The organism is Flectobacillus sp. (assembly GCF_049240685.1).
Classification (GTDB): Bacteria; Bacteroidota; Bacteroidia; order Cytophagales; family Spirosomataceae; genus Flectobacillus.
Genome location: NZ_JBMLSD010000256.1, coordinates 2,088 through 9,459, shown reverse-complemented (window position 1 = coordinate 9,459; position 7,372 = coordinate 2,088). Strand labels below are relative to the sequence as shown.

Sequence of the window (7,372 nt, the reverse complement as noted above, 5' to 3'; positions counted from 1 at the left end):
ATTGCGTCTCTAATGCTAGAATGCAGATTTTACAAAACGCCTCACTTATCTGATATTATCTAAATTGTAGTGCAAGCCTCTATTTTCTTTACGAGCAATGGCATGTTTAATCACCAAATATGCTGCATTAATCATATTTCTCAACTGACAAATAGATACCGATAATTTGGATTCACGATATAACTCTTCGTGTTCGATATAAATCAGTTCCAGACGGTCATAGGCACGTTTCAAACGACGGTCAGTTCTTACAATGCCGACGTAATTACTCATGATAGATTCCAATTCACGCGTCATTTCGGTTACTAATATTAATTCTTCTGGGTGCGTTGTACCGTCATCGTTCCAGTCCGGAATATTGTCAGGAATGGTATTTTCTTGATAAATTTCAATCGTTTTTTCAAATGCGCGATGCGCATACACAATAGCTTCGAGCAGAGAATTGGACGCCAGACGATTTGCGCCATGCAAGCCTGTGCACGAGCATTCGCCTGCGGCAAAAAGGTAATTAATCGTCGTTTGTGAAAATTCGTTAACCTTAATCCCTCCACATAGATAATGTTGTGCTGGCACCACTGGAATCATATCGTTGCCAGTAATATCCAAGCCCAAGTTATCCTTGCAGTATTTGTAAATCATCGGAAAATGATGCTTGAAATCTTCTGATTCCAAATGGCGAGTATCCAAATAAACATGGTCGACCCCATTTTTCTTCATTTCAGAGTCTATTGCTCTAGCAACAATATCGCGTGGAGCCAGTGACAAACGAGGGTCATAATTTTCCATGAAGGTCTGACCATCCTTATTTTTCAGAATACCCCCATGCCCTCTAACAGCCTCCGAAATCAGGAAAGAAGGCTTTTTGCCAGGCTGATACAATGACGTTGGGTGAAACTGGATAAACTCCATATTGTCCACCAAAGCCTTGGCACGATAAGCCATCGAAATACCATCGCCCGTAGCAATAGTTGGGTTGGTAGTACTTTGATAGATTTGACCAATACCACCCGTTGCTAACAGCGTAGTTTTGGCCAGAAAAGTCTCTGGTTTACCTGTCAAAGTATTGAATACATATACCCCAAAGCATCTTTTGTCGGGAGTATCTTTAGTAACTTTTTCGCCCAAGTGGTGCTGGGTAATCAAATCAATAGCAAAATAATGCGTAAAAATTTCAACGCTTGGAAAAGATTTTACCTTGGCAAGTAAGGCACGCTCTATCTCGTTACCTGTAGAATCTTTATGGTGTAAAATACGATGGTCTGAATGCCCTCCTTCTTTTACCAAGTCGTAAGAACCATCAGCTTTTTTGTCGAACTCTGTGCCATAATCAATCAGCTCTTGTAAACGAGCAGGTGCTTCTTTTACCACTATCTCTACGACTTTGGGGTCTGACAAAAAATCGCCCGCAATCATGGTATCTTCGATATGTTTTTCGAAGGAATCCTCATTATTCCAAACAGCAGCAATACCACCTTGCGCATATTTGGTATTGGTTTCTTCGGCCACCGTTTTAGTGATGACTGCGATTTTGACATCTTGCTTCTTTTCTGCAAAATGCGATGCAAGTTTGGCGGTGTAGGAAAGTCCTGCAATACCAGAGCCTATGACTAAAAAATCGTATTTGGGCATTATTTTGAAATATGTTTATCTTGACTATAGGGCTAACGGCTTTTAGCCATCAGTTGTTGAATTGTGTCTTAATTTCAGTAAAAAGCTACACTGTGCTTTTGGCTTTAAGCATTAGAAAAAGTCTATATTACTTCAATAGTAAAGATATGATATAGCTTAAAAGAGTATTTTAATCAAATCATAGAAATAATTTTGCCTAAAGCCTACAGCTCACAGCCCAAAGCCCCCTGAAATGTCGCCAAAGTTACGTGCAAAGACGTTATCATTTTGAGTTAAAAATAAAATATTTCCTAGAAATCGTAAATTATTCACACAATCTCTAGAATTATTTACAAATATAAGCACTCAGCTGAGGTATTTTGAAAAACTGTCAGAATCAGGATAAAATCATTCCTTCAAAATTCTATATTTGTTTAAACACTTTAGAAAAAGAGATTTCTTGAATCAGCCTAAATTGTTTAATTTCGGGCTTTAAATGAAGCTATCTTGAGTCAAAACTGTATTATTGAGCACTTAGCAAGCCATGATATAGCCATACCAAAAGCTCAAATTAAGCCTTATTTTAATATACCTTTGGCTGTTCGCTGTTAGAATCTCAAACAGTTGCCAGCTAATAAGCCTTAATATTTAATCAACTCTTTTATGGATGTAAATAAGTCCAACAATAGTCTATGGAAAGCTGGTACAGGCGCATTTGCGATTTTGTCAGCTGTTTTAGGCTACTTACTATTTGAAGCAAAAGGTATCAGCAAAGACCAAAATCGCATAATTGACCAGCGTGTAGCCGAAATTTCGTCGGCACGTATGAGCTTGGACTCGATTGGGATGCAAATGGATGCTAAAATTGCGGAAATCAAATCTTTGGGTGGACGTGTAGAGGAATTGGAGGCTGCCAAAAAACAGTTGGAAGCGGATGTAGCTGGACTCAAATCGGCTGGGGAACTTTCAAAACAGCAATACGACAACAAAATAGCCGAATATATTAGCCTTCTCAACAACAAAGACGCCGAACTCAATCGCCTGCGTAAGGAAAATGGTATTTTGGCTGAGAAAAACCGAACCTTAATTTCAGAAAATACGGATTTAAGTTCTGAGAATATTTCATTAAAAGGTATCAAAAAATCTTTGAGTGATTCGGTCGAAAATGTGTCTCGTAAAAACTCTGAACTTTCGGCAAAAGTGAGTAGAGCCTCTGCCTTGCAAGCCCAAGAAGTACAAGTCTTGGCAGTATCAGATAGAGGAAAAGAACGTGATGGAGGAACCTATAGAGTTTCGAAAATTAATAAAATCAAAGTGGTTTTCAGCCTCATGCCCAATCCCATTGCCAAGCAAGACGAAAAGATTATCTACCTTCGCGTGCTCGACCCAGATGGTGCAATATTGTTTGACACGGCTGCTGGTTCGGGAAGTTTTAACATATTTGGGAAGGAAACGAATTATACAGCTAAAAAGTCAATCTTCTTTCAAAACAATAACCAAACCGTTGAAATTTCATACCAACGTGGCGGAAATTCTCCGTATCGTGTGGGCAACTATAAAGTAGAATTATACTCCGAAGGATACCAAATCGGAACAGGTGGGTTTACGGTAAAATAACACTTTTCTATTGGGGATTTAGGATTTCTGATTTCGGAATATTCAAAAAAGGGTCGAAAACTAGTTTTCGACCCTTTTTTGACGCTTCAATACAGGATAAAACATTTCAAGAAGCAAGATATGCTTTCAGACGCAAAGCATTGCGTCTCTACTGGTGAAATAAGCTATTTTAGGCAAAGACAATTCACAATTCATCATTCACCACTCACAACTCATCATTTAACAAATAACTTTTTCCGAAACTAATATATCAGCTTGCTTATGCTTTTTTGTGGCTGTTAAAAATTCCTTAAACCATTTTCCTGAACTTTTTACAATTCTTTCTTGAGTTTCGAAATCTACATATACTAAGCCAAATTTGGGTTGATAACCTTCTCTCCATTCAAAATTATCGGTTAATGTCCACGCCAAATATCCTCCTACATTGATACCTTCTTGCTTTGCTTTCAGAATACTTTGTAAATACGTTTGATAAAAAGCTGTTCGCTCAGGGTCATGTACTTCGCCATGACGAAGGGTATCTTTAAATGCAGCGCCATTTTCGGTAATAATCAGCTGCTTGATTTGAGGATACGATGCAAATTTCTTGATAATTTCATACATCCCATCTGGCGATACCTCCCAGCCCAAGTCCGTTGTATGTTGTACGCCTCGCTTATGAGGTTTTACTTCCATCGCATTGATATAGGGCATCCACCAAGCTCCTTTCATCACCAACTTAAAGTAGTTTTGAATACCAATAAAATCAAAGTCAAACGCCAGTCGCTCCATATCACCTTCAAAAACATGTTTTTTCATCATGGTCTTAAGAAAAGGTAAATCTTCGATAGGATATCCTAAACCCAAAGCAGGCTCAAGAAATAGGCGATTGAGGAGGGCATCTACTTTTTGTGCGGCTTTAATATCGGCGAAGCGATGCGTATGTGGTTCGATATGTGAACAAGAGAATGTTGTTCCAATAATCGCATCGGGTACATTCTTACGAATCACCCTTGCACCTTCTGCCTGACAAAGCGCTGTATGATGAACTGCGGGTAAAAAATTACTCATACCCATACGCCCAGGCGCATGATAGCCCGTCATATAGCCCAAACCCGTAAAACCTGCTGGCTCATTGAGCACCATCCAATGTTTGACTTTTGAGCCAAATTCTTCGGTCAATACCTCACAATATTCCACAAACCACTCTACAATATGGCGGTTGGTCCAGCCACCCATATCCTCCAAAATCTGAGGTAAATCCCAATGATAAATCGTAGGCCAAGGTTCTAAGCCAAATTCTAAACAAGTATCGATGACTTTATGATAAAACTCAATTCCTTCAGGATTGACCGTGCCAATGCCATTAGGTAGAATTCTTGACCAAGCAAAAGAAAAACGAAATACTTCAAATCCCAGCTCCTTGGTCAGACAGATATCTTCGCGGTAGCGATGATAGAAATCGGTAGTTATATCGGCATTTGTTTTATCTAAAATTTTATTCTTTTTATGACTAAATCTATCCCAAATAGATTCTCCTTTACCGCCTTCCTTCCAAGCTCCTTCATTTTGAAAAGCCGACATTGCGATGCCCCATACAAAATCATTTCCAAAATCTTCCTTACACAATTGTTGATGGTTCATAATTTTATTATTTATTGAATGCGAGTATTAATGCTGAATGATGAGTTAGGACTGTACTAAGGATTTTCAACTATTGCGGATTGGGGATTTCTGATTTCGGAAATAAAGTAAAATACCTTTATTTTTTACAAAACATGAAAGATTACACTTCCGAAATCCCACATCCGATATCCGAAATAGACAGTTCCAGAATCCTTCGTACACCAGTAGTTGTAAATTATAAATACAAAGTTTTAACGATCAACACCCATTTCTATCTTATTTTACGTGATTAGGCTTTTGCCCCTTGGCGTTCTGCAAGTATATTATTTGTAAAATTTTGGTCTTAACTTTAGTCAACACGAATCCTTTCCCACTCCAACTTCTTGATAATTAACACTTTTCTATTTATTAAAAGGGCGACAAAAGTAAAAAAACTTTGTGAATAGTTTATGTTAAATCTTTTTTGATTGCATATAAGCCCTTAGAACCTCTCCAAAATTTGATAAGAAATTCATATTGAGCCTCCTCTTTTTACAAATTCTTAACTTATTACAAATCATTAAGTTACACTAAAATTACAATTTTGCACTGTGCTTCTGAGGAGGTAGAGGTGATAGCCAAGCACTACTTGTTAGCTATTTCTAACCAAGCAATCGCATATTATGCAAAGAAGAGATTTACTTCGACAATTGGCTCTTACTGCAGGAGGTTTATCACTTCCTTCGTTGGCAAATGCTCAAAAACCCAGCGCACCAAAACGTGTACTTCGTGTAGCTCATATTACCGATGTACACATCCAACCCTTGATTGGAGCGGCTAAAGGTTTTGAGCGTTGTTTGCACCATATTCAATCATTGGATATCAAACCAGACCTTATTATCAACTCTGGTGATTGTGTGATGGATGCACATAAACGCACTCCACACAATGCAGACAAACAATGGAAGCTTTTTAATGAAGTACTCAAAAGTGAAAATAATTTACCCGTCATCAGTTGTGTAGGCAATCACGACATCTGTTGCGAGGGCGATAGTTTCAAGACCTTCGAGGATGGTAAAAAATGGGCCATGGACGAGATGTCTATAAGCAAGCGCTATTACTCGCATGATACCGACCAATGGCGTTTTGTCATGCTCGATAGCGTTCAGCGCAAAAAAGATGGCTCATGGTACACAGCGCACCTCGACGACGAGCAATACGATTGGCTAAAGTCGACACTAAAGGCTACGCCCGACGACAAGCCCGTGATGGTAATTTCGCATATTCCGATTTTGGCGGCTTGCGTGTTTTTCGATGGCGACAATAGCAATAACGGTAAATGGGAAGTACCTGGTAGCTGGATGCACACCGATGCCAAACGTATTTCAAATCTTTTTGATGACCATAAAAATGTAAAACTGGCTGTTTCGGGACATATTCACCTAACCGACCGAGTTGATTATAATGGCGTTTCTTACTGTTGTAATGGCGCTGTATCTGGTAGATGGTGGTTTGGCAAATACCAGCATACCGAAGCAGGCTATGCCATCATCGACCTTTACGACGACGGTTCGTTTACTAATACCTATATAAGTTATTAATGGCTTTAGGCTGTAAGCTGTAGGCATTAGTATCAATGCTGAGTTGTGAATGTAGTATTTTAATGGTCACTATTTAACATTCGGCTTTCAGCTATGAGCTTTCGGCAAAATATTTTTTATGAATTCAAAAACTCATTTTTCTTAATGCCGAAGCTTATAGCCAAAAGTATCATAAAAGCCTTTTTAAGGATTAGTGCTGAATAAGATTTAGGTTATGTGCTTAGGCAACAGGCACAAGGCAAAGAGTGTTTAATTGTTTTTAGTAATGATAGATATGTTTTTGCCGAATGCCCAAAGCTGAAAGCTCAAAAATTAAGTGAAGAAAATCGATGAAATAAAATAGTAGTAATCATAAAATTACATTCAAAATTCATCACTCACAATTCATCACTCATACTTTGGTCTTACCTCATTCTAAGTTCTCATATTTCCAAATTGCATTAGGTTCTCTCATCTATTACGTCATGCACTGAGAATATTTTTTTTGGTAGCTAGTTATGAAATAAGTGGTTCTCGTTTATAAACGGTAAGGCTTTGTCTTACCGTTTTTTGTTTTTAGGCTTTAATCGATGTTTTTAAGCCAACAATACCAATAGCAATGAGGGCTATCCAGCCAATTTCTTGCCAAACCCATTTTTCATGTAAGATAAAAACATCTGCCAACTTGATAAAAACCAAGGCAAGGGCTGTCCAAACGGCCATAGCCACGGCTGTTGGGAGCATTTTGAGTGCCAGCGCAAAAAAGTAAATGTTTCCAATCCCAAAAAAGATATATCCCAGCAATGGCGAAATAAGCATCCAAGTATTCATGGAAAAAATGGTATCCCATTGAATCGTTTTGATTTTCTGAAAATCAAGATATTTCAAAGAAAATGTCCAAGCGGCTTCAAATACCGCAGCAATTAATAAATAAATCCATTGCATAATTTATGGTTTATGTAGAGACGTAACATGTTACGTCT

General features: G+C 38.3%; 6 protein-coding genes. 3 read left to right on the top strand and 3 right to left on the bottom strand.

The window, feature by feature from the left end:
* Positions 1 to 45: 45 nt before the first annotated feature.
* Positions 46 to 1,629, bottom strand: coding sequence for an L-aspartate oxidase (nadB, locus tag ACOVQ4_RS11835; protein WP_421820850.1), 1,584 nt, complete (start codon positions 1,627 to 1,629; stop codon positions 46 to 48).
* A 642-nt stretch (positions 1,630 to 2,271) separates the two neighbouring features.
* Between nadB and ACOVQ4_RS11830 the strand changes: the two genes are divergently transcribed.
* Positions 2,272 to 3,225: a hypothetical protein gene (locus ACOVQ4_RS11830; RefSeq protein WP_421820849.1), complete on the top strand. Its 954-nt coding sequence runs from the start codon at positions 2,272 to 2,274 to the stop codon at positions 3,223 to 3,225.
* Between the two features lie 219 nt (positions 3,226 to 3,444).
* Here ACOVQ4_RS11830 and ACOVQ4_RS11825 read toward each other — a convergent pair whose 3' ends face one another.
* Entirely contained in the window at positions 3,445 to 4,848 is a 1,404-nt protein-coding gene (locus tag ACOVQ4_RS11825; RefSeq protein ID WP_421820848.1) for a GH1 family beta-glucosidase, read from the bottom strand.
* A 134-nt stretch (positions 4,849 to 4,982) separates the two neighbouring features.
* On the opposite strand from ACOVQ4_RS11825, the gene ACOVQ4_RS11820 reads away from it, so the two are divergent.
* Together ACOVQ4_RS11820 and ACOVQ4_RS11815 are read left to right on the top strand one after the other, a co-directional pair.
* Entirely contained in the window at positions 4,983 to 5,123 is a 141-nt protein-coding gene (locus tag ACOVQ4_RS11820; protein ID WP_421820847.1) for a hypothetical protein, read from the top strand.
* A gap of 369 nt (positions 5,124 to 5,492) precedes the next feature.
* Entirely contained in the window at positions 5,493 to 6,410 is a 918-nt protein-coding gene (locus tag ACOVQ4_RS11815; protein WP_095161438.1) for a metallophosphoesterase family protein, read from the top strand.
* A 555-nt stretch (positions 6,411 to 6,965) separates the two neighbouring features.
* On the opposite strand, the gene ACOVQ4_RS11810 is transcribed toward ACOVQ4_RS11815, so the two are convergent.
* A complete protein-coding gene (locus ACOVQ4_RS11810) occupies positions 6,966 to 7,334 on the bottom strand; it encodes a DMT family transporter (protein WP_421820846.1) in 369 nt (122 codons plus the stop codon).
* Between the last annotated feature and the right edge of the window lie 38 nt (positions 7,335 to 7,372).